Origin of the sequence: Microcoleus sp. T2B6, assembly GCF_036700475.1 — a bacterium.
Lineage (GTDB): Bacteria > Cyanobacteriota > Cyanobacteriia > Cyanobacteriales > Microcoleaceae > Microcoleus.
Map to the genome: position 1 here is coordinate 1 of NZ_JAUBOZ010000210.1, position 4,559 is coordinate 4,559.

Consider the following 4,559-nt stretch of genomic DNA (forward strand, 5'->3'; position numbering starts at 1 on the left):
TGGGACCTGTCTGATGAGTGTGCTATATTCAGATTGTTGCCGATTGTCGGGGATTGTCTGGATTAAAAGTATCAGAGACTGCTTTTAGTGGCAAGTTAGCTTTGCAGAGGCGGCTGTACTCTAGCAAATTTTCGATTAAAGTATTCATCAGACTTGCGGCGTCATTAATCCGATACAAGTAATCCTGTGCAGTAGCATCCAACTCGCTGGCTTTATCTTTAAGCAACATTTCAGCAAAAAACGAAATTCCCCGCAGAGGAGCGCGCAAGTCGTGAGAAACTGAATAGGTAAACGATTCGAGCTGTGCGTTAACTTCTTCTAACTCAGCAGTACGCTCTCTCACCCGCTCTTCCAAAGTTTCATTAAATTCCCGCAAAGCAAGTTCAGCCTGCTTGAGTTCAGTAATATCTTCAACCAATCCCTCAATGGTACTTTCACCTTCTGTGCTGTAGAGATATTGAGTAAACCGAATCCATTTTACTCGACCGTCTGCCAAAGGAAAGGTAATTTCGATATTTTGAGACCGAGACTCCCCTGAATCTAGCAGGGCTGTTTCATTGTCTTGTACGGGCAATCCCCCCGTGGTTGCCGCGATATCTGAAACCCCGACCCCCTCGTCTATGGGCTGGGCGGGCACGGGGGCACCGCCCCTACAAAACCCTGGTTTTCCGTAGGGGCAATCCCCCCGTGGTTGCCCCGAAACAGCCCTGCCTGAATCTAGGGGTTGCACAAACAATTTCTGAAGATAAATCCCTTGGACATCTGCTAAATTTCTGGCATCAAACAAGCGCAAAAAAGCTTGATTGCTTTCCAAAAGCTGCCCCTGGGAAGTCGCTCGAAAAACTCCGACATTTAAGTGTTCTAGCAGAGAATGAAGTTGATTTTCCAGTCGGGCGACTTCCAGGCGGCAACTCGATCGAGCACTGCGCGAACCGTAACGCAAAGGCGCACATAGTGCTTCGGCGACTTGATAATGTAGTCGTCCAATCCTGATTTCATTGCCTCTACAGCAATTTCTTCATTGCCAGTATTCGTAAACATTACAATCGGGCATTCTGGATAAATAGCTTTAATAGTTTTCAGCACATCTAAACCGTTCGTCCAGCGTAGTTGGTAATCAGTAATTACCAGATGGAATCCGCCTCGTTTCAGTGCTTCCCCGAATAATCTATCGTCAAAAACTTCCGTTATTTGCAATTGCGAGAATTGCCGATCTAATTCGCGTTTGACCAGCAGCCTATCTGTTGGGTTGTCGTCAATTACCAAAATATGTAGCACTGTAACAATTAATAATTTTGCTATTAGCTAGAGTGGCGATATATTATCATAAAAATGTTGGAAATCGCCCCTTTAAGATGATACAGGACGGGCTTACTCACTAGAAACTTAATTTACTCGTTAAGCTGTTCAGCATTTAAATAGAATGTCAACAAACAATCTAAGTCTTGTGGGGTGGGCGTCTCGCCCGCCCTGAATATGCAATTTAAATGCGTGACAGCTTACCCGAAAGAGCCTGGTAACGAGGAAACAAGCAATAAAAACCGGGAAACGGCTACTACAAACCAGAAAATTCTCTAGGTTCCGGCAGTTCGCTATAGTTGAGCCAATACTCGCTAAAACTCTGCATCATTTCCAATAAAGAAGCAAACCCGACCGGTTTAACCAAATAAGAATTTACCCCTAAATCGTAAGCGCGTTTGACATCAAGTGTTTGCCTAGAAGAAGTAAGCATAACCACCGGCAAGCGTTTTAGTTCCGGCTGCTGCCTCAGCCAAACTAGAACTTCGTGACCGGATCGCCTGGGCAATTTCAAGTCTAGTAAAATTATCGCAGGTAAAGGATAGCGATCGCGATCGCTGTATTCTCCGTCCCCATTTAAATAAAAAACCGCTGCATCTCCATCTCGCACAATTTGCAGCGAAGTATTAGCAAAAGTCTCATGGCGAAATGCCCGCTGCATCAATAGAATATCAACAGGGTTATCTTCCACCAGCAAAATCGTCTGCGTTTCGGTCATGCTTCCTCAGTTGTATCCAAAATCGACTGCCTTGTCCTAATTGAGATTCCACTCCAACTTGACCGCCCATGCGATCGACTCCTTTTTTTACAATAGCTAATCCTATACCAGTTCCGGGGTAAGACTCAATACCGTGCAGCCGTTCAAAAACCCCAAAAATGCGTTTTTGATGTTCTGGAGCAATACCGATGCCGTTGTCTTCTACCCAAAGACGGATCATGGGGACTGGCAATAGAGGGCTGGCCATAAGTAACTGGGAATGTTCCCACTCTCCCACAGTTTGCATTTCCAATTTTCTCGCTATATCCCTGTCTGTCTCTCCCTCTTGAGGCAGCTCCAGTTCCTCGGCCCATATCTGTACTTGGGGTGATACGCCTTCCACAAATTTTATAGCATTGGTGAGCAGATTGGCGATTACTTGAACTAAAGTAACGCGGTGGGCAATTACCGCAGGCAAGGGTGATTGAAGACTGATTTGAGCGTGGCTGGATTTAGCGTCGGCTTTTACCATAGCAATTGCCTCGACCACAGCAGATTCTAAGTCTAAAACTTGCAGCGATAAATCAGTGCGGCTCAGGCGGCTGTAAGCTAGCAAATCTTCGATTAATTCTTGTAGTTGTTGCCCAGAATTAACAATTTGCTGGGCGTATTCTTGACCAAGTTCATCGAGGATGTCACGGTAATCTTCTAATAAAGCTTCAGCTAATCCCTGCATTCCCCGCAGGGGAGCCCGCAAATCGTGGGCGACGGTATAGGTGAAAGCTTCTAATTCTTCGTTAGCTGCTTGAAGTTGATTTGTGCGGAGTTCCACTCGCCTTTCTAAGGTAGCGTTGAGCATCCGAATTTCTGCTTCTGCTTGTTTGCGCGCAGTTATGTCAATGGCGGTACTAATTACTAAACTTCTGCCGTCGGAAAGCTGGCCTAAAGGTGCGGAATAAAAGTCCCAAATGCGAGTTTCGCCGCTGGCTGTGGCAATCATATATTCGCCCTCAGAAATGCGGCTGTTTAATTGGTGCAGCCGATCGATATCTGCTTGCACTAGCGATTTGCGGTTGTGGTAAGCTTTTTCTGTCCAATCTTCAATTGTGGGAATTTCTGAGTGTTGGTAGCCTGAAAATTCTGTCCAAGCGCTGTTAATTTGCAAAACTTGTCCGTTTTCAGCGTGCAGCATAATTGGCAGCGGTGCGTTGAGAATGGCGAGGCGGAAACGTTCTTCGGTTAATTGTAGGGAGTGGCGATCATGTTCTAGCTGTTCTAAAAGTTGATTTTGCTTGATTTCGGCATTGTCGCGCAAAGTTTGATCGCGCTTCACCAAATAGTAAACCGCCAGCATCAAGAGGAAATTTACTAAAGTGGCAACGGTAAAAGTCAGGATTGTCAAAGTAGCGCTCGTTTGAGATTCTCGGGCACGCTGCTGCAATAGCTGAGTTTCTTCGGCTGTCATGGTGGCTATCTGCTGCCGAATGCCGCCCATGATTTGCTTTCCCCTACCGGATTTTACTTCTCGCAGGGCTGCTTCTAACTTTTGTTGGCGTCGCAGATTGATGGTTCCTTCAAGTTCGGCTAATTTAGAGTCGATCGCAATTTTCAAGTTGCGAATGCGCTGTTGCTGCCGGTTGTTGTCGGCGGTTAGCTGCTGCAATTCGACTACTTGCTCGTTGATGCGGGCGATCGCGCTGTGATAGGGTTCTAAATACCGTTCTTCTCCCGTCAGCAAATAACCGCGCTGTCCGGTTTCAGCATCTTTTAAGGTAGAAAGCGTGGCTTCGAGTTCGGTTAAAACTCGGTGAGTGTGGCCTACCCGGCGTTCGTTTTCGACTAACTTGAGAGTATTGCGATAGGAAGTAGTCGCATTGAAAATCAGCAGTGCCACGGCCATTCCGATACCTGCGGTGATTTGGCGAGTCAGGGATTGTTTCATGAAATGATGGCACGCGAGTCCTGCTTTTTCTTTTATTGTAGCGGGATGCAGATTACGCCACTTTTTTGCGCGGGCAGGCAGTCAGCTAAAGCCTACAAATTTAAGGAGCAAATTTGCGATCGATCTTGTTTCTAGTTTAGTCTCCATCTTCCTCGCATCCCCCTTAAGTCTGAGATGGCCTAAATCGCTCTCTTGCGTCTCGTGATTCAGGCAAACGCCACACAATCTAGGATAGGCTGAAAAGCTTAATTCGCCTTTTTTTGCATCGATTTTTGTATCGTTCGTCTTCCTTTGGCAGTTTCAAATTGCGGCGTAAAGAAAAGAGTTTTTACCTATTGACTGCTGTTGATTTTTGGGGTATATTTTAGATAATGGGAGTGGTGACATAAATTTAAATTTTGTCACTATTCCCATTATTAAATAATACATGGTCAATCTAGCAAAGTCAAGCTTTTTACCCCAAAAAAAAAGGCGAATTTTTAATATTTTATTTAAAAAATAATCTTTTGGAGCGAGGGAGAAATTCACAGAAGCGATGACGCGGGTAAGGAACCCCACGCTTAAAAGCGGGGGCTTTTGGGAAGTCCGGCTCGATCGCCAGCGGTTCAAGAAGAAAGCTCG

General features: G+C 45.7%; 5 protein-coding genes. All 5 read right to left on the reverse strand.

Translation table 11 applies throughout. The features are described 5' to 3' along the window. Positions 1–28: 28 nt before the first annotated feature. Entirely contained in the window at positions 29–943 is a 915-nt protein-coding gene (locus tag QUA00_RS36250) for a histidine kinase dimerization/phospho-acceptor domain-containing protein (protein WP_333413396.1), read from the reverse strand. Further along, a complete protein-coding gene (locus QUA00_RS36255) occupies positions 862–1,278 on the reverse strand; it encodes a response regulator (RefSeq protein ID WP_333413398.1) in 417 nt (138 codons plus the stop codon). Before QUA00_RS36255 ends, QUA00_RS36250 begins: the two co-directional genes overlap by 82 nt. 277 nt (positions 1,279–1,555) lie before the next feature. Continuing rightward, positions 1,556–2,017 (reverse strand): response regulator, encoded by a 462-nt coding sequence (locus tag QUA00_RS36260; protein ID WP_333413400.1) that lies wholly within the window; start codon positions 2,015–2,017, stop codon positions 1,556–1,558. After that, positions 1,980–3,938, reverse strand: a complete 1,959-nt coding sequence (locus QUA00_RS36265; RefSeq protein WP_333413402.1) for a CHASE3 domain-containing protein — start codon at positions 3,936–3,938, stop codon at positions 1,980–1,982. Before QUA00_RS36265 ends, QUA00_RS36260 begins: the two co-directional genes overlap by 38 nt. A 300-nt stretch (positions 3,939–4,238) precedes the next feature. Then, positions 4,239–4,559, reverse strand: a 321-nt coding sequence (locus tag QUA00_RS36270; protein ID WP_333413404.1) for a hypothetical protein, incomplete at its 5' end; no start/stop codon positions are given.

Coding starts and splice junctions, on each gene's coding strand:
- QUA00_RS36265 (WP_333413402.1), bottom strand. CDS start 3,938: ATGAAACAATCCCTGACTCGCCAAATCACCGCAGGTATCGGAATGGCC.
- QUA00_RS36260 (WP_333413400.1), bottom strand. CDS start 2,017: ATGACCGAAACGCAGACGATTTTGCTGGTGGAAGATAACCCTGTTGAT.